This window comes from Nocardioides sp. SR21, from assembly GCF_022761125.1.
Lineage (GTDB): Bacteria > Actinomycetota > Actinomycetes > Propionibacteriales > Nocardioidaceae > Nocardioides.
In genome coordinates this window covers 40006-61140 of the sequence record NZ_JAKWJR010000008.1, presented here as the reverse complement: position 1 = coordinate 61140, position 21135 = coordinate 40006, and the positions used below count along the sequence as shown (strand labels likewise).

Below are 21135 nucleotides of genomic sequence, written 5' to 3'. Positions count from 1 at the left end.
GGGTCAGGCGGATGTAGCTCAGTTGGTAGAGCGCGACCTTCCCAAGGTCGATGTCGCGAGTTCGAGTCTCGTCATCCGCTCCAACACCGCCCCAAGGTCGCGCCCCAAGGTCGCGCCCACGAGCGCGACACTCTGCTCAACGTCGACGACGCGAGTTCGAGTCTCGTCATCCGCTCCTCACCGCACGCAACACCGCTCCAACACCGGTCCGAGGTCGCGCCCACGAGCGCGACACTCCGCTCGACGTCGACGTCGTGAGTTCGAGTCTCGTCATCCGCTCCTCACCGCCCCCCGGTCGCGCCCCCCGATCGCGCCCCCCCGGTCGCGACACCCTGCTCAACCCGGCCATTTGCCGTCGAGACACCCGAGATGGCCCCGTTTCCGCCCGGATAAGGGCCGATTCAGGTGTCTCGACGACGCAGAGCCCACCCCAGAGGGTGAGATTCCGCTGCACCCGTCACCTCCCGCCGGTCCTCACGTTGGACCTGGTGTGTCGGTTGCGGGGGCGCGACACGCAACGCGAGGTGGCGGTGCTGCAGCGGGCGTCGCCACCTCGTCACGTCCGAGCCACCGGCCGGGTCCTACGCTGGCGCGGTGAGTGAGTTCGAAGGCTTCCCGAGCGCCGCGCTCGACTTCTACGACGACCTCGAGGTCGACAACACCAAGGCGTTCTGGGAGAAGAACAAGGCGGTCTACGACGCGAGCGTCAAGGCGCCGATGACCGCACTGTGCGCCGCGCTCGAGCCGGAGTTCGGCACCGCGAAGATCTTCCGCCCGTACCGCGACGTCCGGTTCGCGAAGGACAAGACGCCGTACAAGACCCACCAGGGCGCGTTCGTGCGCGTCGGCGAGGCCACCGGGTGGTACGTCGAGGTCTCGCCCCGCGGCGTGCGGACGGGTGCCGGGTTCTACGAGGCCAGCGCTCCGCGGCTCGCGGCGTTCCGTGAGTCGGTCGCGCACGACCGGTTCGGCCCCGAGCTGGAGAGGATCCTGCGCACGCTGGAGAAGAAGGGCTTCGAGATCGGCGGCGACCGGCTCAAGACCACGCCGCGCGGCTACGACGCCGGACACCCGCGCATCGAGCTGCTCCGGCACCGGTCACTGACCGTCGGTCACCCGCTCGGCTTCGAGCCGGTGATCCACACCCCCGAGCTGCTCGACCTGGTGCGCGACGACTGGCGCGCGCTGCGCCCGCTGGTCGACTGGGTCGCCGACCACGTCCGCACCTAGGCGTCAGGAGGCGGGCGTGAAGCTCGCCATCGTCCGCTCCGGCTCCCAGAACGCCTTCATCGAGGCGACCCGGCCGTCGTCGTGGACGACGTAGACCATGATCAGCTCGGTCGTGGTGTGGCTGCCGTCGGGGAACGACGTCTTGATCCGGCCGATGTTCGCGCAGGTGTTGCTGCCCGGGTTCGCGAACGACTCGTAGATCTCGAACTCGAACGTCGCGATCGGCGCGATCGCCTTCTCCCAGAACGCCGCGATCCCCTCGTGGCCGCGGTGCCCCTTGCCCTCGGGGTCGAACATCGACGGGCCGACCGGGTCCTCGAGCACGGCGTCCTCGGCGTACACCGTCAGCCACTCGGCCAGGTCGCCCTTCGCCACCGCCGAGTAGGAGCGCTGGGACGCGGCGCGTGCCGGGTGGTCGTCGTTGGGGGCGGTCCAGGTGATGGCGTCCGACGTGATCATGCGCCGCATTCTAGAACAGGTTCTATGTCTCGACAGGCTCGACGACCGAAGAGCACGTCGACAACCGATGAGCGGGGGTCACCCCGATTTCACCGTCCGTCCGCACGCGCCTGCCACGGTTCGGGCATGGCCAAGCGCAAGGCGTACCTGCACATCGGACCGCCCCGGACCGGCGGCGGCTTCCTCGACTCCGCCCTGACCGAGCACGCCGACGAGATCGAGGCGGCCACCGGCGTGCGGCACCCGGCGATCTCGGCGGAGGAGATGTTCCGCGCCGCGATCGAGATGACCCGCGACCACCGGGCATGGGGCTACCAGCGCCGCGAGGTCGAGGGCGCCTGGGCGGAGATCTGCCGCCGCGCCCGCAAGGGCGCGGCCGACGTGGTGTTCAGCCAGGAGCTGCTCGCCACGTGTACGGCGGCGCAGGTCGACCTGCTGCTCGACGGGCTGGCCGGCTTCGAGGTGCACGTCGTCGTCACCGCGCGCGAGCGGGGCGACGTGCTCGACGCGTGGAAGCACGCGATCGGCCCGGAGCGCTGGCACGCGGTCGTCGTTCCCGACGTCGACGCGGAGCAGGCGGTGTGGACGGCCTTCGGCGAACTCGTCGGCTTCGACGCGACCGAGCTCCCGCTGGACGCGGGCTGGAGGGCCACCCGACCGATGACCGGCCGCCCTCAGGCCGAGCTGCTCGAGGTGATCAGCGCCGGGGCGGTGGCCGACGTGGTCGCCGAGGTCACCCGGCTACGCGCGCACAACCAGGCACTGGCCGAGCGCAACGCGAAGCTCGAGCGCAAGAGGAAGAAGCTGAAGAAGAAGCTCGCGGCCGTCGGATGATCCCCAGCGCTCAGTGGGTCTCGACACGCCGGTCGCGACGTCGTCCCGCAGTCGCGCGGCTCGCTCACCACCATCAGCGGATCCGCTGACGCGTTCTCGCTAGTGCGGCTGCCAGGCGTCCTCGTCGTTGGTCCGCGACGTGACGGCGTCGGGGAGCTTGCCGTCGGCGAGCTGCTGGATCGAGACGGACTCGAACACGTCGCGCAGCGAGCGGCGGGCGGCGATCCACACGTGCTGGAGCACGTCGGCGGTGTCGTTGTAGGTGACCGCCTCCGGGCGCAGACCGTAGACGGAGACCAGCGGGCCGTCGACGGCGCGGATCACGTCGGCCACCGACACCGCGGCGGCCTCGCGACCCATCCGCCAACCCCCGGACTGGCCGCGCTGCGACATCACGATGCCGGCGCGGCGGAGGTCGGCGAGGATCGCCTGCAGGAAGCCGTGCGGGATCTCCTGCAGTCGGCCGAGCTCCTCCGCGCTGATGGCGCGGCCGTCCTGCCGCGACGCCATCTCGATCAGCGCACGCAGGGCGTAGTCGGACTTGGCGGAAACTCGCATGGGTCAAGTGTGTCAGATGTGTTGACTTGTTCAGTTGACCTTGGCGGCTACGACGTCGCCGGGTCGGTCGGTGCCCCCCTCGCGCTCGGCCCGGTCGAGCTTGATCGCCCACGAGATCCAGAGCACCCAGACGGTGAACACCACCGAGGCGAGGAGGGCGATCGTGAGGCCCGGTACGCCGAGCTCGAGCCCCAGCGTCCGCATGTTCGTGAGCACGATCAGGCCGCCGGCGGTGACGCCGAGGATCCGGGCCGGGAGCAGCCGGACCAGCACCGCGGCGATCGGGGCGGCGATGACGCCGCCGACGAGCAGGGCGCCCGCGACGCGCCAGTCGATGCCCTGGCTGCCGAGCGCGGCGAGGAAGCCGAGGGACGCGCCGACGGTCACCACGAACTCCGCGGTGTCGACCGAGCCGACGACCTTGCGCGGCTCGAGCCGCCCCGACGAGAGCATCGAGGTGGTGCCGATCGGGCCCCAGCCGCCACCGCCGACCGCGTCGAGCGCGCCACCGAGGAGGCCCACCGGAGCGAGGAACCGGGCGGACGGACGGCCCTTGAACTGCAGCCGCTGCGGGACGAGGAAGCGCCAGGTGACGTAGCCACCCAGCACCAGCAGGATCGACGCCACCAGCACGCGCGCGATCTCGCCGTCGAGGCTGACCAGGAACGTCGCCCCCGCGAACGCGCCGACGAAGCCGGGCGCGGCCAGGATGCCGACCGTGCGCCAGTCGACGTTGCCGAGCGCCTGGTGGGAGATCCCCGAGACCAGCGAGGTCCCGATCTCCGAGAAGTGCACGGCGGCCGAGGCGGCGGCGGGGCCGAGCCCGCCGGCCACCAGCAGCGTGGCGGAGGTGACGCCGTAGCCCATCCCGAGCGACCCGTCGACCAGCTGGGCAGCCAGTCCGACGAGGGCGAGCAGGATGAGCTTGCGCATGGCCTAGATCGCGACCAGGTCGCCGTCGTCGACGGGGGTGGTCGCCTCGGCGGCGCGGGAGCGACGCTCCTGCTTGACCGCCCAGACGATGCCGGTCACCCAGAGCACGAACAGCACCGACGCGAGGGCGATGACCTGTGCGCCGGAGGCGCCGAGCGCCTCCGCGATGGTCTTGGTGTTGGTGAGCACGATCAGGCCACCGGCCGCGACACCGAGCACCCGGGCCGCGAGCTTCTTGACCAGCCACGCGGCGATCGGCGCGGCGATCACGCCACCGGCGAGCAGCGCCGCGGCGTACCCCCACTCGATGCCCTGCGAACCGAGCGCGAGGATGAAGCCGAGCGAGCCACCGACGGCGACCACGAACTCCGAGGTGTCGATCGAGCCGATCACCTTGCGCGGCTCGAGCCGGCCCGACGACAGCAGCGTGGTGGTGCCGACCGGTCCCCAGCCGCCGCCGCCGATCGCGTCGAGCGCGCCACCGACGACGCCCATCGGCGCGAGGAAGGCGGCCGACGGGCGCGCCTTGAAGGTCGGGCGCCGACCGCCGAGGACCAGGAAGCGCCAGATCACGTAGACGCCGAGCCCGAGCAGGATGCCGGCCACCCAGGGCTTGGCGGTCGCCCCGTCGATGTTGGCGAGGAACGTCGCACCCGCGAACGCGCCGAGGAAGCCGGGCACCGCGAGGATCGAGACGGTCCGCCAGTCGACGTTGCCGAGCTTGTGGTGCGAGAAGCCGGAGACCAGCGAGGTCCCGATCTCGGAGAAGTGGACCGCCGCGGACGCGGCCGCCGGGGCCACTCCCGCAGCGAGCAGCAGCGTCGAGGAGGTGACGCCGTACGCCATCCCGAGCGAGCCGTCGATCAACTGCGCCACCAGGCCGACCACGGCCAGGACGATGAGCTTCCGCATGTTTGCACCCTTGCGTTCACCACCGGCGGCTGCACCACCGCCGTCGACCGGTTGCCCAGTCAAAGACACTGCATAACGTTATTTGACCGGTTCAGTACAGATTAGTGGATAACTGATGTCAACTCGCCACGGCTCAGATTCCCCGATGCTCGGCCGATGTTTGCCGTGTTACCGGTGGGTACGTATGATGAAGTTACCGACGAGTATCAACACGAAGGTGGGGGCACGTGAGCCACTACAAGAGCAACATCCGCGACATCGAGTTCAACCTCTTCGAGGTCCTGGGCCGCGACAAGGTCCTCGGCACCGGTCCGTTCGCGGACGTGGACACCGAGACCGCCCGCTCGATCCTCGCCGAGGTCGACCGGCTGGCCCGTGAGGACCTCGCCGCGTCCTTCGTCGACGCGGACCGCAACCCGCCGGTCTTCGACCCCAAGACCAACACCGCGCCGCTGCCGGAGTCGTTCAAGAAGAGCTACCACGCGTGGATGGACGCCGAGTACTGGCGCCTCACCGCGTTCGCCGAGCTCGGCGGCACCCCGGCCCCGTCCACGATCAACTGGGCGATGGGCGAGCTCGTGCTCGGTGCGAACCCCGCGATCTGGATGTACGGCGCCGGCCCGATGTTCGCGGGTGTCCTCCACCGCAACGGCAACGACCGCGACCGCAAGATCGCCCAGCACGTCGTCGACCAGGGCTGGATCACCACCATGGTGCTGACCGAGCCGGACGCCGGCTCCGACGTCGGCGCCGGTCGCGCCAAGGCGACGCAGAACGACGACGGCACCTGGAACATCGAGGGCGTCAAGCGCTTCATCACCTCCGCCGAGAGCGACCTCACCGAGCAGGTCATCCACATGGTGCTGGCCCGCCCGGTCGGCGTCGAGGGCGCCGGCGGCCCCGGCACCAAGGGCCTCAGCCTCTTCATCGTGCCGAAGTACCACTTCGACCTCGAGACCGGTGAGCTCGGCGCCCGCAACGGCGCGTACGTCACCAACGTCGAGCACAAGATGGGCATCAAGGTGTCCAACACCTGCGAGCTCACGTTCGGCGACCCGGGCGTCGGCGGCGGCGAGCCGGCCGTCGGCTACCTGCTCGGCGAGGTCCACAACGGCATCGCGCAGATGTTCCAGGTCATCGAGAACGCTCGCATGATGGTCGGCACCAAGGCCATCGCGACGCTGTCGACCGGCTACCTCAACGCACTGGAGTTCGCCAAGGAGCGCGTCCAGGGCGCCGACCTGGCCCAGTCCGCCGACAAGACCGCGCCGCGCGTGACCATCACGCACCACCCGGACGTCCGTCGCTCGCTGATGACGCAGAAGGCGTACGCCGAGGCGATGCGCGCCCTCGTGCTCTACACCGCGTCGTTCCAGGACGACGTGATGATCGCCGAGCACAACGGCGAGCGGAACGAGCTGGCCGAGAAGATCAACGACCTGCTGCTCCCGATCGTGAAGGGCTACGGCTCGGAGCGCTCGTGGACGCTGCTCGGCACCGAGTCGCTGCAGACGTTCGGTGGGTCGGGCTTCCTCACCGAGTACCCGATCGAGCAGTACGTCCGCGACGCGAAGATCGACACCCTCTACGAGGGCACCACCGCGATCCAGGGCCAGGACTTCTTCTTCCGCAAGATCGTCAAGGACCAGGGCACGGCGCTGGGCCACATCGCCAACGAGATCCAGGCGTTCCTCGCGAGCGAGGCCGGCAACGGCCGCCTGAAGGTCGAGCGCGAGCTGCTCGCCACCGCCCTCGACGACGCCCAGGCGATCGTCGGCCACATGATCAACGACCTGATGTCCTCGCAGGAGGACAACCGCAACATCTACAAGGTCGGGCTCAACACCACCCGCCTGCTGATGGTGCTCGGGGACGTCGTCTGCTCGTGGCTGCTGCTGCGCCAGGCCGAGGTCGCCCTGGAGAAGCTGGGCGGCACCGACGCCGGATCTGTGGGGAGCAAGGACCAGGCCTTCTACGAAGGCAAGGTCGCTGCCGCGCAGTTCTTCGCTCGCGAGGTGCTGCCGAAGATCGCGTCCGAGCGGGCCATCGCCGAGTCCACGGACCTCGCACTGATGGACCTCGACGAGGCTGCCTTCTGATCGAGCGCGCCAGGATCAGGCGCGAAGGTCGAGGAGCGTCGGCGCGAACCCGCGATGCGGGGACGCGCGACACGTCTCGCAACCGGTTTCCTTGGGGAACACCAGGACCCGCCCGGAGTCGTCCGGGCGGGTCCTCCTCATGTGATGGCGTTTTCGTCCGTCGGACGCTGGGAACGCTGCCGGCATGGGAATCGGAATCGGCATCTTCCTCATCGTTCTCGGTCTCATCGGTGTCACCGGAGCCGTCACTCTTCCTGCCGCGATCCAGGACAACATCGCGACCGACACGCTCGGCTGGATCTTCCTCATCGTGGGCATCGTGGCGATCGCGCTCGCGCTGATCATGAACCAGCTGCGACAGAAGGCGACCTACGTCCAGGAGCGTCGCGTCGACCCGCTCCGCTGACGCGCCGAGGCTCTAGCCTCGGGGCATGAACGACGCCCCGGGCGACGACCGGCCCTGGAAGCGGCCCGGCGCCCGGGCCTACGCGAAGCGGCGGCTGCGCGGGATCCGGCGGCCACCCGTCACCGTCACCGCCGTGCCGGACGGGCTGCTGGTCGTCGACCGCGACGTGCCCGTCCCACGCGTGACGGCACGGTGCTCCGCGCCAACGTGCACCGGCCGACGGACGGCGTGCCGCGACCGGTGGTGCTCTGCGCCCACCCGTACGGCAAGGACAACCTGCCGGACGGCGTCCCGCGCACCTACCGGATGCTGCGACAGCCGGCGCCGGTGGCGTTTCTCGAACCTGACGAGCTGGGAGGCGCCGGATCCGGCCTGGTGCGTCGAGAACGGCTGGGTCGCGGTCAACGCCGACCTGCGCGGCGCCGGCACCTCCGACGGCACCGGCAGCCTGCTCTCCGCGCAGGAGGGCGAGGACGTCGCGGACCTGGTCGAGTGGGCCGCGCAGCAGCCGTGGTGCAACGGGCGTGTTGCGATGATGGGCGTCTCCTACCTCGCGATCACCCAGTGGCGCGCCGCCGCGCTGCGGCCGCGCGGGCTGCGCGCGATCGTCGTGTGGGAGGGGTTCACCGACGCCTACCGGGACCTGCTGCGACCGGGCGGCGTCCGCGAGGACGGCTTCCTCAAGATCTGGTCCGCGGGGCTGCGCGGCACCCGGCTCACCTACGACCTCGCCGAGGAGAACCGCTCCCGGCCCGAGTACGACGACTTCTGGGCCGCGCTCGTGCCGGCGGTCGAGCGGATCGAGGTGCCCGCGCTGGTGTGCGGCAGCTTCTCCGACAACAACCTGCACTCACGCGGGTCGATCCGCGGCTTCGAGCGGCTCGGCTCGACCGAGCGGCACCTCTGGACCCACCGGGGCGGCAAGTGGGCGACGTTCTACGGCGCGGAGGCACGGCGCGACCAGCGCGCGTTCCTGCGCCGCCATCTCGACGACAGTGACGACCCGCCGCTGCCGGCGGTGCGGCTCGAGGTGGCCGGGGCCGGCGTCCGCTCCGAGGCGCAGTGGCCGCCGGCGGACGCCGTACCGACCCGGCTGCACCTGACCGGCACCGGCCTCTCGCCCGAGCCGGCCACGGAGCCGGGCGCGCACGCGTTCGACACCCGGCGCGGCGGCTTCCGGATCGGCTGGACGGTGCCCGAGGACGTCGAGGTGGTCGGGCCGATGCTCCTGCACCTCCCGCTCGAGACGACCCGCGACCTGACGCTGTTCGCCGGCGTCGAGCTGTGGCGCGACGGGCGCTACGTGCCGTTCGAGGGGTCGTACGGCTTCGGGCGCGACCGGGTCACGACCGGGTGGCTCCGGGTCCCGTCCGGCGCTCGCGAGGTGGACGTCGAGCTCGGCCCGTCGGCGACCCGGCTTCGTGCCGGAGACCACCTGCGGCTCGTGGTCGCCGGGCGCTGGCTGTGGCCGCGCAACCCGCTGACCGGCCAGTTCCCGGCGTGGTACCCGCCCGGGCCGCGCGGCCGCTGCACGCTCGCGTGGGGGCCGCAGCAGGAGGCATTCCTCGAGCTGCCGCTCATCTCCTGAGCGCGGCGCCGGCGGTGCGTCGTACGACGTCGCTGAACCGGTCGAGCGTCGGGGAGTCCAGCCGCCAGCGCTGCCAGTACAGCGGCACGTCCACGTGCAGCCGGCTGCCCAGCGGGACGAACCGGTCGTCGAGCTGCGGCACCGGGATCATCCCCCAGCCCAGGCCGCGCGCGACCGCCTCCCGGAAGTCGGCCGAGGTCGGCACCCGGTGCACGACCGGTGGCTCGCCGATGCCGCGGGCCGCGAGCAGGTCGTGCTGGAGCGTGTCCTTCTCGTTGAACACCACCACCGGCATCGCCGCCCAGTCCGGGCCGCGACCGCGGCGCCAGCGCTCGGCGAAGTCGGCGCTGGCGGACGGCACGTAGCGCAGCAGACCGAGCGGCTCGACCGAGCAGCCCTGCACGGCAACCGGTTCCGACGTCACCGCGGCCAGGACGCCGCCGCTGCGCAGCTGGTCGGCGGAGTACGCCTGGTCCTCCACGTGCAGGCGCAACGACACGTCCGACCAGGTCCCGACCTCCTCCAGCACGTCGCGGAACCACGTGGCCAGCGAGTCCGCGTTGATCGCGACCGGCAGGTCGACGATGCCGAGATGGCTGTGCGCGAGCGCATCGCGGACCTCGTCGTGCAGCAGCCGGGTCTGCCGTGCCAGCCGCACCAGCACCTCACCCGCCGGAGTGGGCCGGCAGGGCGTGGTCCGCTGCACCACGACCTGGCCGACCTCCGACTCGAGCGCCCGGATCCGCTGGCTGATCGCCGACGGCGTGACGTTCAGGTGACGCGCCGCTGCGTCGAACGTCCCGTGGTCGGCGATCGCGGCCAGCGCCTCCAGCTGGGCGGGCACGAGCTCCATGAAGCAACCCTAATGTACCTGCAGAATCATTCGCTGGCCTACAGACCGACCCCGCGCCTAGCGTTGCCGTGTGCTCGACTCCACCGTCGCCGGAATGCTGACCGGCCTCTCCCTGATCGTCGCCATCGGCGCGCAGAACGCCTATGTGCTGCGACAGGGCCTGGCGCGCGAGCACGTCGGCCTGGTGGTGGCGATCTGCGCGCTCTCCGACGTCGTCCTGATCGCCGCCGGAGTGGCCGGCATCGGCCGGGTCGTCGAGCAGGCGCCGTGGGCGATCGACGTGGTGCGCTGGCTCGGCGTCGCGTTCCTGACCTGGTACGGCGTGAGCTCGTTGCTGCGCGCCCGCAAGCCGGAGTCGCTGCACGCCGCCGCGGGCTCGACCGGCTCGGCCAACGGACGGCGCCGCGGTGTCGCCGTACGGGCGCTGGCGCTGACCTGGCTCAACCCGCACGTGTACCTCGACACCGTGCTGCTGCTCGGCACGATCGCCAACCAGCACGGGTCTCCCGGGCGCTGGTGGTTCGCTGTCGGCGCGTGCGTGGCCAGCGTCGTGTGGTTCTCGGGGCTCGGCTTCGGCGCGCGGTACGCGAGCCGGTGGTTGTCGAAGCCGCGCGCGTGGCAGGTGCTGGACGTGCTGATCGGCCTGACCATGCTGGCGATCGCCGTGAGCCTGGCGGTGTCCTAGGGTCGAGGCATGAGCGACCAACAGGTGCTGGCCGGGTACGTCGACGTGTGGTGGCAGGCGATCAACGACTTCACCGGCCTCCTCGAGGAGCTCCCGGAGGAGGAGTGGTCGACGCCGACCGACCTGGCCGGCTGGGACGTGCGGGCCGTCGCCGCGCACATCGCCCACCTGGAAGGCATCCTCGCGGGCAGCCCGGAGGAGACCGCCGAGCTCGGCGAGCCCGCCCACGTCACCGGACTGATGGGCATGTACACCGAGATCGGCGTCGTGAACCGCCGCGAGGCCAGCCCCGACGCGATCATCAACGAGATCCGGTCGGCCGCGACCACCCGGCACACCGCGCTGCTCGCCGACCCGCCGACCGACGGCAGCGCCAAGCCGTCACCGATCTTCGGCGGCGTCCCGTGGGACTGGCGCACGCTGCTGCGCAACCGGCCGCTCGACGTGTGGATGCACGAGCAGGACGTGCGCCGCGCGGTCGGCCGCCCCGGAGGCATGGACTCCCCCGCCGCCCGGCACACCGCGGAGTACCTCGCCGAGAGCCTCGGCTACGTGCTCGCCAAGCGGGTCGGGGCCGCGCCGGGCACCACCGCCGTGCTGGAGATGGAGGGCAGCGCGCCGTACGCGTTCACGGTCAACGACGCGGGCCGCGGTGAGCGGCTCGCCGACCTGCCGGCCGAGCCGACCGTGCGGTTGCGGATGACCCGGGAGGCGTTCATCCGGCTGGCCGGCGGGCGCTGCGAGGCCGAGCCCGGCACCCTCGCGGTCGACGGGGACCAGGACCTCGGGCAGCGGATCCTCGACGCCATGGCGACGACTCCGTGACGGCTGTCGACACCTGGACGCCGGCCGACATCCCCGACCAGTCGGGCCGCACCGTCCTGGTCACCGGACCGACCGTCGGCGGGCTCGGGCACTTCACGGCGCTCGAGCTGGCCCGGCGCGGTGCGCGCATCGTGCTGGCGGGACGATCCCGGGCCAAGCTCGACGAGACCGTGCGCGTGATCGGTGCCGAGGCGCCGTCGGCATCCCTCGAGACCGTGGAGCTCGACCTGTCCGCCCTGTCGTCGGTCCGCCGCGCAGCCGCCGAGGTCGCCGGCCTCGGCGCGATCGACGTGCTGGTCAACAACGCGGGCGTGATGGGGACGCCGTACCACCGCACCGCCGACGGCCTCGAGCTCCAGATGGCGACCAACCACTTCGGCCCGTTCCTCCTCACCGGGCTGCTGCTGCCGCAGCTCGCCGCGAGCGCCGCCGCGCGGGTCGTGACCGTGTCGTCCCAGATGCACCGGATCGCCCGCACCGCGCCGCTCGGCGACCCGCACGTGCAGGAGGGCCGCTACCAGCGCTGGCCCGTGTACGGCGGCAGCAAGCTCGCCAACCTGCTGTTCACCTACGAGCTCGACCGGCGGCTGCGGCGCGCCGAGCTGCCGGTGAAGGCTCTCGCCGCCCACCCGGGCTTCGCGTCGACGCATCTCGCGGCGAACGGGCAGTACGGCCGCTCCACCGGCGGCCGCGCCTCGATCCTGGACGCCGCGATCAAGGCGTTCTCGCCCAACACCGCGGCCCAGGGCGCGTGGCCGACGCTGATGGCCGCGACCGCCGACCTGCCCGGGGCGACGTACTGCGGGCCGCGCGGGATCGCGGAGTGGAGCGGGCCGCCGCAGGTGACGACCAGCAACAAGCTGTCGTACGACGAGACCGCGCAGCGGCGGCTGTGGCAGCTCAGCCAGGACGTCACGGGTATCACCTACCCGTAGACCTAAGTCTCGGCAGCGCAGACCCGGGGCCGATGTGGGGCCGCCGCGCGTCCGGTTGCATGGCGGTCATGCAGGTCTGGCGATCACCCGGTCACCGCGTCGAGGCCGACCTCGGGTTCCGGCGCACCATCCGGTGGTTCGTCGACGACGAGCTGGTCGCGGAGCGGACCTCCGCCGACGAGAAGATCCGGCTCGAGGCCGAGGCCGGTCACCTGGAAGTGCGGTTCTCCGCCCTCGGCCAGCCGCGGCGGGCGACGCTGCTCGACGACGACCTCGACCTCGTGCCCGAACCCGGGTCGTCGGCCGCCGTGCACGAGGAGAAGGTCCGCGCCCACCCGACCCGGTACGCCGCGATCGCGACCGTCGTCGGGGTGGCGAAGGTCGTGGTCCCGATCGTCGCCACCGTGCTGCTCGCCCGGTTCACGCTGCCGCACCTCCGCCTGGACCTCGACCTGCCCCGGCCCGACCTGCCGTCGCTGCCCGTGCCGGACCTGCCGTCACCACCCCTGCCGGACCTGCCGGACGTCAGCCTCCCGGAGCAGGTGCGCTGGGTGCTCGAGCACTCGAAGTACGTCTGGCCGGTCGTGCTCGCGTTCGTGCTGGCGCGGGCGGAGATCAACCGGCGGCGCCGGCAGGACGAGAGGCGCGAGGGCGACGATCAGTCGCGGTCGTGAACCCGGACCACGCCGCCGAGGACCGGGACGTACGCCGTGGCCTCGGGGCCGATCGCGACCTCGCCGTGGTGGTTGTCGCGGAGGACACCGAGGCCGGTGCGGACGGAGTAGACGGCGCGTCCGGTCTCCAGGTCGAGCGCGGTGAGGTACCACGCGTTCACGCCGAGCCAGCTGTGCCGCTTGGTGTAGGCGTAGACGAGACCGGGCTCGGCGGCGACGGCGGGCGCACCGCTCGGGGCGTCGACGTCGGCGGTCCAGGCGACCTCGCACTCACCGTCGCGGGCGACGACGCGGGCCACGCCACCGGCGGTCGTGCGACCGAGGGTGGTGGAGCGGGTGCCGCCGTACCCGTGGACGTTCTGCACCACGACGCCGACGCCGTCGGCGACCAGCCGTTCGGCGGCGCCTTCGTTCTCGTCGAAGACGGCCGCCCGGCACACCTCGGCACCGTCCGTGCCCGAGCGGACCACGACGTCGAGCCGCGACGCGGCGTCGTCGGTGGTCGCGACGAGGTCACCGGGGAGCGCGGCCGGGGTGGCGCTGTTCTCCTGGTCGGTGCGCCAGACGACGCGCGGCCCCGGGCCGATCTTGTACGCCGACTCCGCGGTGACGACGTACGCCGCCTCGCCGACGACGGCCAGCGGGTGGCTGACCTCCTCGGCGAGGTCGAGCACCTGGGACCTGTCACCGTCGACGACGCCGACCCGGCCGCCGTCGGTGACGAACCAGCTGCGGCCCCGGGCGTCCTGGGCGAGGCCGAGGACGCAGTCGTCGGCGGGGATGTCGAGGGCGACGGTGTCGCGGGTGGTGAGGTCAGGGTCGTCGTCGGCGTCGGCGGTGGTGACCACCAGCAGCCGCTGGTCGTGCGTCGCGACGACCGCGCGATCGCGGTCCACGTAGAAGGCGCCCGAGCAGGCGGCGTCCTTGCTGGTCGGCAGCTCCTTCGAGGCGAGCTGGTGCAGGTTCCCGCGGTCGATGAGCCGGAGGACCGGGGCGTCGTCGGTGCCGCAGAGCGACACCAGCCGGTCGTGCGAGTCGAGCTCGATCCGACGGCACCCGTCGAGGCCGTACGAGCGCGTCCGCACCTGCGGTGACTCGCCGAGCGGGCCACCGGGCACACCGTCGAAGCCGCTGACCGGCCGGCCGACGTACGCGGGGCTGGCGAGGACGCCGGCGCCCGGCGGGATCGGCACCCAGCCGTCCGGCACGACGACCGCGAGGCCGGCGACCGCGAGCACCGCGAGCACCCAACCGGCCACGGCGCGGCGGGTGGGCCGCAGCCAGGTGCGGACCCGGCGGAAGTAGAGGGAGCCGGCGGCGAGCAGCAGCACCAACGGGCCGAACGCCAGCCACAGGAGACCCACGCCCACCAGGGCGATCGTGCGCGCGAACCTCATCTCGGGGAGAAGCCTAAGCGGCGAGCAGGCGTTCCCGGCGCGCGACATACGCGACCGCGGCGAGGGTGATCACACCGGAGGCGATGTTGATGCCGAGGGCGAGCCCGGCCTTGAGCGGGACGTAGGTCTCGAGCGGCAGCGTGAGCAGCAGCCAGAGCCCGAGTGTGGCCTTGAGCAGCCACAGCGTGGCCCACAGGAGGGTGAGGCCGCGGAACAGCCGGGCGATCCGGGCGCGCGCGGCGAGCTCGTCGTCGACCGGGTAGAAGTCGCCCGCGATCTTGCCGGCCAGCGGGCGGCCGAGGGCGAGCGAGGCCAGGAAGGCGGCCGCGAGGACGCCGTCGGAGATGATCGGCTGCAGGAAGTACACGAACGGGTTGGCGGTCGCCACCGCGACGGCGGTGCGTCCGGTCAGCACCGCGGTGGTGAGCACCAGCAGCGCCGACGTACGACGTCCGGTGAGCGCGCGCCACGCGAGGGTGCCGTACGACCAGGCGAGGGTGGTCAGGATCGCGAACCACACGCCGGCGACGGCGAACAGCGTGTAGAAGACCGCCGCGGGCACCAGGCAGCCGATGCTGAGGTTCACCCCGGCGCGGCGTGCGACGGTGCCCAGGCACAGGTGCGGGCGAGCGACCGGTGCGATCGGTGCCGGGAGGGCGAGCGCGGTGACAGACATCGAGGACCCAACGTTTGAATGACGTAGGGGTCACATCGGCGCGGCCCCGGAGGACCTGAGCGCGTCAGAGGTACTTCTGCAGTGCCTTCACCGACTCGGTCGGCATCTTCACCGCGATGCCGTCCCCGATGGGGTTGAGCTGCCAGCCGTCCCCGGAGCGGGTCAGCGTGGCCATCACGAGGCCGGTCTCGGGCGCGCCGCCGAGCAGGACGAACCGGCCGAGCTCGTGGTCCTCGTCGTCGAGCACCCGGCAGTAGGCGTTGCCCACCCACTCGAGCGAGTGGCCCTGGTAGCTCGAGATCAGGATCGCGATGGTGTCGACCTTCGCGTAGACCTTGCTCAGGTCGACCGCGATGACCTCGTCGTCGCCCTCGCCGGCGCCCGTGAGGTTGTCGCCCTGGTGGGCGACGGACCCGTCGCGGGTGGCCAGGTTGTTGTAGAACGCCAGGTCGAACAGCTCGGTGCCGGTGAACTGCACCGCCGAGGCGTCGAGGTCGATGTCCGGCGCCCCGGTGCCGATGAAGCCGGCCGTGCGCTCGCGGTCCCAGCCGAGGCCGATCGTGATCCGGGTCAGGGGGCCGCCGTTGGGCCGGACCAGGGCGAGCGCCTGGCCCTTCCGCAGCTCGATCGCCTCGCTCATGGCGCGAGTCTGGCACAGCCCTCCCCGGATTCTGGGGGGAATACTGGGGCGCATGGCCGACCCTCGCGCAGGACAGCTCGCCGCCCCTTCGGACCTGGTCGACGTCGCGCACCTCGTGACGTCGTACTACACCGGCGTCCCCGACCCGGACGACGTCGACCAGCAGGTCGCGTTCGGCACCAGCGGGCACCGGGGGTCGTCGCTGCGGACCGCGTTCAACGAGACGCACATCCTCGCGACCACGCAGGCGATCTGCGACTACCGCAAGTCGCAGGGGTACGACGGCCCGCTGTTCATCGGCCGCGACACCCACGGGCTGTCCGAGCCGGCGTGGGCCTCCGCGCTCGAGGTGCTGGTCGCGAACGACGTGACCGTGCTGGTCGACGACCGCGACGGGTACACGCCGACGCCGGCGGTCTCGCACGCGATCATCCGCGCCAACCTCGGTGGCGGCACCGCCGACGGGATCGTGGTCACGCCGTCGCACAACCCGCCGTCGGACGGCGGCTTCAAGTACAACCCGCCGCACGGCGGACCCGCCGACACCGACGCCACGTCGGTGATCGCGGCGCGCGCGAACGAGCTGATCCGGGGCGGGCTCCGTGATGTGCGGAGAGTGCCCTTCGCACGGGCCCGCGCGGCGGCGGCGCCGTACGACTTCCTGGGGACGTACGTCGACGACCTGCCGAACGTCGTCGACCTCGACGCGATCCGGTCGGCGGGCGTGCGGATCGGCGCGGACCCGCTCGGTGGGGCGTCGGTGGCGTACTGGGGCGAGATCGCCGAGCGGCACAAGCTCGACCTGACCGTGGTGAACCCGCTGGTCGACCCGACGTGGCGGTTCATGACGCTCGACTGGGACGGCAAGATCCGGATGGACTGCTCATCCCCGTCGGCGATGGCGTCGCTGATCTCGCGGAGGTCGGAGTACGACATCGCGACCGGCAACGACGCGGACTCCGACCGGCACGGCATCGTGACGCCGGACGCCGGGCTGATGAACCCGAACCACTTCCTGGCGGTGGCGATCGGCTACCTGTTCGGCGGGGCGCGGCCCGACTGGCCGGCCGGCGCGCGGATCGGGAAGACGCTGGTGTCGTCGTCGATGATCGACCGGGTCGCGGCGGCGATCGGCAAGGAGCTGGTCGAGGTGCCGGTCGGCTTCAAGTGGTTCGTGCCCGGGCTGATCGACGGGTCGTTCGGCTTCGGCGGCGAGGAGTCGGCGGGCGCGTCGTTCCTGCGCCGCGACGGCTCCGCGTGGACGACCGACAAGGACGGCCTCATCCTGGCGCTGCTGGCCTCCGAGATCCTCGCGGCCACGGGTACGTCGCCGTCGGCCCAGTACGCCGCGCTCGTCGCGGCTCACGGCGAGCCGGCGTACGCCCGGATCGACGCGCCGGCGAACCGCGAGCAGAAGGCGGCCCTCGCGGCGCTGTCGCCGTCCGACGTGAGCGCCACGTCGCTGGCCGGTGAGGAGATCACCGCGAAGCTCACCGAGGCGCCCGGCAACGGCGCGAAGATCGGCGGGCTCAAGGTGGTCACCGAGTCCGCGTGGTTTGCGGCGCGGCCGTCCGGGACAGAGGACGTCTACAAGATCTACGCCGAGTCGTTCCGCGGCCCCGAGCACCTGGCTCAGGTGCAGGAGGAGGCGCGGGCCGTCGTCGGCTCGGCCCTCGGAAGCTAGGTGACGATGTTCAAGAGCGCGGAGGAGAAGGAGGCCGAGCGCCGCGAGCGCGAGGCCGAGGAGGCGCGCGCGGCCGAGGACGCCCGCCAGGCGGAGGAGGCGCGCAAGCACGAGGCGTGGCTGCGCTCCCCGGTCGGCGCGGCGACCGCGGCCAAGGAGGCCGAGGAGCGGTTCCTCGAGATCCAGCTGCAGGTCGGCGGCCACCTCGGCCAGGCGTCGTGGGGGATGACGACCGGCGAGCGGAAGACCGCCAGCTCCGCGGCCATCCTCGGCCAGATCGAGAAGGTCGGCTGGCGGCTCGAGCACGCCAGCTACTTCTTCATGGTGACCGGGCAGAGCAGCACCGAGCGGATGTTCCTCACCGGCCAGGAGACCGCGGTCTCCGGCGTGACGGTCGGGGTCTACCTGTTCCGGAACGTCGACTGACAGGTCGTCGTGGGCGGTAGTCCCTGACGTTTCCGGGGTCGAGCGCGCCCGATTGGCCCGGAAACGTCAGGGACTATCCGACCATCAGGCCTGAGCGGCCTGGCACTTCTCCAGACGCGCCTGCGCCTTGGCGACCCGCTGGACCTGGGCCTTCTTGGCCTTCTTGGTCTCCGACGAGGGGTTGGCCTGCCACTTCTCCGTGAGCTTGGCGAGCTTGGCGCTGGCCCGGTCGTACTGCGCCTGCTGGTGCGAGCACGGCTCCGGCGCGGTCTCGTCGGCGTGCGCCGGAGCGACAGCGCCGAGGCCACCGATCATCAGGGTGGCGGCGAAGCCGGCAGCGGTGGTGCGGACGATGTTCATGGTTCCTCCCGAGTACATGGGGATGCAGACATCACCCACCTGTCGCGAGGCCGCGCCGGCGTTACACCGGGTCAGAGATGGTCGGGCACGATCAGCGCGTCCGGGTCCTGCCGCGGCGGCAGGCACTCGAGCGCCAGCTTCACCAGCGCGACCCGGGCGGTGAGCAGCGCCTTGCGGCGCAGCCCCTTCTCGCCACCGAGCTTCTCCTCGACGGTCGCCGTGATCTGCTCATCGGTGAACGACGGCCGGGTCCCGGCCTCGACCTCCACGTCGGGCAGCGCGACGAGCACCGGCAGCAGCTGGTCGCCGAGCCCGTCCAGCACCTTGAACCGCTCGTAGCGCCCGAGGGACTCCCACAGCTCGTCCGCCGTACGCCGGCCCTTGCGGACCTGCTTGTCCTGCACGGCCAGCACGTTCTTGGCGACGCCCGTCAGGGCGAGCGTCAGCTCGTGCTCGGTGAACCTCATGGGGCAAGCATGCCGGGTGGTTTCGAGACAGGCGCCAGCGCGCCTTCCTCAACCACCGCGGTGCGGACTCAGGCGGCCTTGGCCTGCTCGACGCGGCGCGCCTGCTGCTGCAGCCGGGCGGCCGCAGCACGGCGGATCTTCGGGCCCTTGGTCGTCATCGCCCAGAGCAGCTTGGTCTGCTCGGGGAGGTTCTTGAGGTTGGTGGTGGCCAGCCAGCCGTTGGGCAGCGAGAGCCGGACGACCTTGTGCCAGGCGCTGTAGACCTGCTGCGGCAGCGGCGCCTCGTGGTAGTTCAGGTCGTACTTCTCGAACAGCGCCTGCACCCTGGGCGCGACCTCGGCGTACCGGTTCGACGGTAGGTCCGGGAACAGGTGGTGCTCGATCTGGTGCGACAGGTTGCCGGTCATGATGTGCATGGCCTTGGAGCCGGAGATGTTGGCGGAGCCGAGCATCTGCCGGACGTACCACTCGCCGCGGGTCTCGTTCGCCGGGATCGCCTTCTTCTCGAAGGTCTCGACGCCCTCGGGGAAGTGGCCGCACATGATCACCGAGTGCGACCAGATGTTGCGCACGAGGTTCGCGGTGAAGTTCGCGGCCAGCGTCGGGAGGAACGAGCCGGTCGGGATCGACAGCGCCGGGTGCACGACGTAGTCCTTGGTGGCCTGCTTGCGGATCTTCTTCAGCGTCTTCGAGAGGTTCGTCTTGAACTGCTCGCTGCGCTTCTCCTTCGGGATCCGCAGGTTGCGGCCGAGCTCGAGGTCGTACGCCGCGATGCCGTACTCGAAGAAGCAGGCGTTGATGAAGTTCCACAGCGGCTGCGCGAGGTACATCGGGTGCCAGCGCTGGTCCTCGTCGACGCGCATGATGCCGTAGCCGAGGTCGTTGTCCTTGCCGACGATGTTGGTGAAGTTGTGGTGGATCTCGTTGTGCGCGTGCTTCCACCCGTCGGCGGTCGACGCGTTGTCCCACTCCCAGGTGGTCGAGTGGATCTTCGGGTCACGCATCCAGTCCCACTGGCCGTGCATGACGTTGTGGCCGATCTCCATGTTCTCCAGGATCTTGGCGACCGAGAGACCGATGGTGCCGACGATCCACGCCGGCGGCAGCGACGAGAACAGCAGCACGGCGCGCGAGGCCAGCTCGAGGCGGCGCTGCACGTCGACGACCTTGTGGATGTACGCCGCATCCGTCGCGCCACGGGCGTCGAGGACGTCCTGGCGGATCGCGTCGAGCTCGATGCCGATCTGCTCGAAGTCCTCGGGGGTGAGGTGCGCGGTCGGGTTCACGGGCTTCTTCGTGATGGCAGTCATCGGGAGCGGGCTCCTTCGTCGATGTGGCAGGCACCAGCGGCCGCGCTGATGCAGGTCTGGATCGGTACGCCGCCCGGCCCGGTCTCCCCGGGGACGGCGACGGTGAGCGCGCCGTTGCGCAGGTCGCGCACGGCACCCTCCTTCAACGGGATGACGCAGCCCATGCAGATGCCCATCCGGCAGCCGCTGGGCATGATGACGCCGGCGTTCTCCGCGGCGTCGAGGATCGGGGTCGCGCCATCGGCCTCGATGGTGACGCCGCTCGCGAACGACACGGTGCCACCCTCGCCGGCGACGACGGTGGTCGGGCGGAAGCGCTCGACGTTCAGCGTCAGGTCGCGCGCGTCGTAGTGCTCCTCGAGCGCGTCGAGCAGGCCGGCGGGACCGCAGGCGTACGACGTCCGCTCGGCCAGGTCGGGCACGATCGTGTCGAGGTCGGCGACGTCGAGCATGCCGTCGACGTCGGTGTGCAGCTCGACGAGGTGGATCAGCCCGCGGGCGGCGTACCCCCGGAGCTCGGGACCGAAGATCACCGCGTCGCGGGTCAGCGCGGAGTGCAGCAGCACGATGTCGCCGGCGTACGGCTCGGTGCGCGAGAAGAGGTTGCGGAGCATCCCGATGACCGGGGTGATGCCGGAGCCGGCGGTGACCAGCAGCAGCTTCGGCGGGATCGGGAGCGGGAGGACGAACTCGCCCTGCGCCTGCGCGAGCTGCAGCATGTCGCCGGGCTTGGCGTGGTGGACCAGGTGGTTGGAGACCACGCCGTCCGGGATCGCCTTCACGGTGATGCTGATGCACTTGTCGGCCCGCGGGCCGTGGGTGAGGGAGTAGGTGCGCCACAGGCGGACCCCGTCGACCTCGGCGCCGACGCGGACGTACTGCCCCGGGAGGTGACCGTTCCAGTCGCGGCCCGGCTTGATGATCAGCGTGGCGGACTCGGTGGTCTCGGGGCGGACCTCGACGATCCGGCCGCGCAGGTCGGTGCCGCCACGCAGCGGGTGGAAGTGGTCCAGCACGTCGTCGAGCGTGAGCGGGGTGACCGCGGCCTCGGCGACCTTCCGCAGGCTCGTCCGTAGCGACCAGCCGGATGCGGACCGGGTGGCGCCAGACGGAACGGTGATGCTCATAGACCCAGTGTGCTGCTCTCAGCGCGTAATATCATGACCGCCCGATGTGAAGACTCA

At 71.4% G+C, this 21135-nt stretch carries 23 protein-coding genes and 1 tRNA gene; 12 read left to right on the top strand and 12 right to left on the bottom strand.

The features are described 5' to 3' along the window. The first annotated feature begins 7 nt into the window (after positions 1 to 7). Positions 8 to 83 (top strand) — tRNA-Gly (locus tag MJ604_RS16195). A gap of 511 nt (positions 84 to 594) precedes the next feature. Further along, positions 595 to 1230 (top strand): DUF2461 domain-containing protein, encoded by a 636-nt coding sequence (locus tag MJ604_RS16190; protein ID WP_243059537.1) that lies wholly within the window; start codon positions 595 to 597, stop codon positions 1228 to 1230. 3 nt (positions 1231 to 1233) lie between these two features. Here the strand turns inward: MJ604_RS16190 and MJ604_RS16185 are convergent, their stop codons facing one another. Beyond that, on the bottom strand, positions 1234 to 1689 hold the full coding sequence (locus tag MJ604_RS16185) for a nuclear transport factor 2 family protein (RefSeq protein WP_243059536.1): 456 nt from the start codon (positions 1687 to 1689) through the stop codon (positions 1234 to 1236). A gap of 126 nt (positions 1690 to 1815) precedes the next feature. On the opposite strand from MJ604_RS16185, the gene MJ604_RS16180 reads away from it, so the two are divergent. After that, complete coding sequence (locus MJ604_RS16180) at positions 1816 to 2523, top strand: hypothetical protein (RefSeq protein WP_243059535.1); 708 nt, start codon at positions 1816 to 1818, stop codon at positions 2521 to 2523. A 99-nt stretch (positions 2524 to 2622) separates the two neighbouring features. Here the strand turns inward: MJ604_RS16180 and MJ604_RS16175 are convergent, their stop codons facing one another. Genes MJ604_RS16175 through MJ604_RS16165 form a run of 3 tightly spaced genes read right to left on the bottom strand, consistent with a single transcriptional unit; the run spans position 2623 to position 4926 of the window. Beyond that, positions 2623 to 3081, bottom strand: a complete 459-nt coding sequence (locus MJ604_RS16175) for an Rrf2 family transcriptional regulator (RefSeq protein WP_243059534.1) — start codon at positions 3079 to 3081, stop codon at positions 2623 to 2625. Positions 3082 to 3111: 30 nt separating this feature from the next. Beyond that, complete coding sequence (locus MJ604_RS16170) at positions 3112 to 4014, bottom strand: sulfite exporter TauE/SafE family protein (protein ID WP_243059533.1); 903 nt, start codon at positions 4012 to 4014, stop codon at positions 3112 to 3114. Positions 4015 to 4017: 3 nt separating this feature from the next. Next, the gene (locus MJ604_RS16165) at positions 4018 to 4926 is read right to left on the bottom strand and encodes a sulfite exporter TauE/SafE family protein (protein ID WP_243059532.1); all 909 of its coding nucleotides are present in this window, start codon (positions 4924 to 4926) and stop codon (positions 4018 to 4020) included. Between the two features lie 227 nt (positions 4927 to 5153). On the opposite strand from MJ604_RS16165, the gene MJ604_RS16160 reads away from it, so the two are divergent. The 3 genes from MJ604_RS16160 to MJ604_RS16150 all read left to right on the top strand — a co-directional run bounded on the left by MJ604_RS16160 (position 5154) and on the right by MJ604_RS16150 (position 9019). After that, a complete protein-coding gene (locus MJ604_RS16160) occupies positions 5154 to 7025 on the top strand; it encodes an acyl-CoA dehydrogenase (RefSeq protein WP_243059531.1) in 1872 nt (623 codons plus the stop codon). A gap of 184 nt (positions 7026 to 7209) precedes the next feature. Further along, positions 7210 to 7431, top strand: coding sequence for a DUF6458 family protein (locus MJ604_RS16155; RefSeq protein ID WP_243059530.1), 222 nt, complete (start codon positions 7210 to 7212; stop codon positions 7429 to 7431). A gap of 25 nt (positions 7432 to 7456) precedes the next feature. Then, the gene (locus MJ604_RS16150; RefSeq protein ID WP_243059529.1) at positions 7457 to 9019 is read left to right on the top strand and encodes a CocE/NonD family hydrolase; all 1563 of its coding nucleotides are present in this window, start codon (positions 7457 to 7459) and stop codon (positions 9017 to 9019) included. On the opposite strand, the gene MJ604_RS16145 is transcribed toward MJ604_RS16150, so the two are convergent. Further along, positions 9009 to 9872: a LysR family transcriptional regulator ArgP gene (locus MJ604_RS16145; RefSeq protein WP_243059528.1), complete on the bottom strand. Its 864-nt coding sequence runs from the start codon at positions 9870 to 9872 to the stop codon at positions 9009 to 9011. The two genes, MJ604_RS16150 and MJ604_RS16145, sit on opposite strands and share 11 nt — an antisense overlap. A 70-nt stretch (positions 9873 to 9942) precedes the next feature. Between MJ604_RS16145 and MJ604_RS16140 the strand changes: the two genes are divergently transcribed. The 4 genes from MJ604_RS16140 to MJ604_RS16125 all read left to right on the top strand — a co-directional run bounded on the left by MJ604_RS16140 (position 9943) and on the right by MJ604_RS16125 (position 12991). Then, a complete protein-coding gene (locus tag MJ604_RS16140; RefSeq protein ID WP_243059527.1) occupies positions 9943 to 10557 on the top strand; it encodes a LysE/ArgO family amino acid transporter in 615 nt (204 codons plus the stop codon). 9 nt (positions 10558 to 10566) lie between these two features. Continuing rightward, positions 10567 to 11382, top strand: coding sequence for a maleylpyruvate isomerase family mycothiol-dependent enzyme (locus MJ604_RS16135; protein ID WP_243059526.1), 816 nt, complete (start codon positions 10567 to 10569; stop codon positions 11380 to 11382). Then, positions 11379 to 12317 (top strand): oxidoreductase, encoded by a 939-nt coding sequence (locus MJ604_RS16130; RefSeq protein WP_243059525.1) that lies wholly within the window; start codon positions 11379 to 11381, stop codon positions 12315 to 12317. Before MJ604_RS16135 ends, MJ604_RS16130 begins: the two co-directional genes overlap by 4 nt. 68 nt (positions 12318 to 12385) lie before the next feature. Then, complete coding sequence (locus MJ604_RS16125) at positions 12386 to 12991, top strand: hypothetical protein (RefSeq protein WP_243059524.1); 606 nt, start codon at positions 12386 to 12388, stop codon at positions 12989 to 12991. Here MJ604_RS16125 and MJ604_RS16120 read toward each other — a convergent pair. The 3 genes from MJ604_RS16120 to MJ604_RS16110 form a co-directional block, all read right to left on the bottom strand. Beyond that, a complete protein-coding gene (locus MJ604_RS16120; protein ID WP_243059523.1) occupies positions 12976 to 14388 on the bottom strand; it encodes a hypothetical protein in 1413 nt (470 codons plus the stop codon). The two genes, MJ604_RS16125 and MJ604_RS16120, sit on opposite strands and share 16 nt — an antisense overlap. 13 nt (positions 14389 to 14401) lie before the next feature. After that, complete coding sequence (locus MJ604_RS16115) at positions 14402 to 15064, bottom strand: VC0807 family protein (RefSeq protein WP_243059522.1); 663 nt, start codon at positions 15062 to 15064, stop codon at positions 14402 to 14404. 64 nt (positions 15065 to 15128) lie between these two features. Continuing rightward, a complete protein-coding gene (locus MJ604_RS16110; protein WP_243059521.1) occupies positions 15129 to 15704 on the bottom strand; it encodes a TerD family protein in 576 nt (191 codons plus the stop codon). 52 nt (positions 15705 to 15756) lie between these two features. Between MJ604_RS16110 and pgm the strand changes: the two genes are divergently transcribed. Both pgm and MJ604_RS16100 read left to right on the top strand, forming a co-directional pair. Further along, complete coding sequence (gene pgm / locus MJ604_RS16105; RefSeq protein ID WP_243059520.1) at positions 15757 to 17388, top strand: phosphoglucomutase (alpha-D-glucose-1,6-bisphosphate-dependent); 1632 nt, start codon at positions 15757 to 15759, stop codon at positions 17386 to 17388. Positions 17389 to 17394: 6 nt separating this feature from the next. Continuing rightward, on the top strand, positions 17395 to 17814 hold the full coding sequence (locus MJ604_RS16100; protein WP_243059519.1) for a hypothetical protein: 420 nt from the start codon (positions 17395 to 17397) through the stop codon (positions 17812 to 17814). 84 nt (positions 17815 to 17898) lie between these two features. Here MJ604_RS16100 and MJ604_RS16095 read toward each other — a convergent pair whose 3' ends face one another. The 4 genes from MJ604_RS16095 to MJ604_RS16080 form a co-directional block, all read right to left on the bottom strand. Beyond that, entirely contained in the window at positions 17899 to 18174 is a 276-nt protein-coding gene (locus MJ604_RS16095; protein WP_243059518.1) for a hypothetical protein, read from the bottom strand. A gap of 71 nt (positions 18175 to 18245) precedes the next feature. Then, positions 18246 to 18641 carry a hypothetical protein gene (locus tag MJ604_RS16090; protein ID WP_243059517.1) on the bottom strand — a complete coding sequence of 132 codons (396 nt, stop codon included), beginning with the start codon at positions 18639 to 18641 and terminating at the stop codon, positions 18246 to 18248. A 68-nt stretch (positions 18642 to 18709) separates the two neighbouring features. After that, positions 18710 to 19951 carry an acyl-CoA desaturase gene (locus tag MJ604_RS16085; RefSeq protein ID WP_243059516.1) on the bottom strand — a complete coding sequence of 414 codons (1242 nt, stop codon included), beginning with the start codon at positions 19949 to 19951 and terminating at the stop codon, positions 18710 to 18712. Continuing rightward, positions 19948 to 21078, bottom strand: a complete 1131-nt coding sequence (locus tag MJ604_RS16080; RefSeq protein ID WP_243059515.1) for a ferredoxin reductase — start codon at positions 21076 to 21078, stop codon at positions 19948 to 19950. The genes MJ604_RS16085 and MJ604_RS16080 overlap by 4 nt, the downstream gene beginning before the upstream one ends. Positions 21079 to 21135 lie beyond the last annotated feature (57 nt).